The organism is Clostridium sp. DFI.1.208 (assembly GCF_024463855.1).
Lineage (GTDB): Bacteria > Bacillota_I > Bacilli_A > Erysipelotrichales > Erysipelotrichaceae > Clostridium_AQ.
The window spans coordinates 1-304 of record NZ_JANGCA010000254.1 but is presented as its reverse complement, the minus strand read 5'-3'; the positions used below and the strand labels follow the sequence as shown (position 1 = coordinate 304).

The following is a 304-nucleotide window of genomic DNA, read 5'->3' as shown; positions in this document are numbered from 1 at the left end:
AGATCGCCGATTGTTGCCTTGAATGCAATATCAATCAGATTGCGCACGGCGGTGAACAGCAGCTCCACCTTTGCATATACCGTACAGGCAGCACAAGCAAAGCGTAGACTGCCTCCGGTGGATACAGCCTCATAATACTGCTTTAGCTGCTTTACAAGCGCAGAAATCAAGACCGGCTGCAGCTGAATTTTGCGTCCGCTTAAGGATAATAGTTCCATCAGCGTGTAAGACAGCGTTTGCAGACGTTTTCCCTCTGTATATATATAATCAGCGCATTTTTTCCTTGTTTCCACGTCACAATCAT

Annotated in this window: 1 pseudogene; it reads right to left on the bottom strand. The window is 46.4% G+C overall.

Annotation, left to right across the window (positions count from 1 at the left end):
- Window positions 1-304 (bottom strand): annotated as a pseudogene (locus NE665_RS24275) (hypothetical protein); the annotation flags it as partial.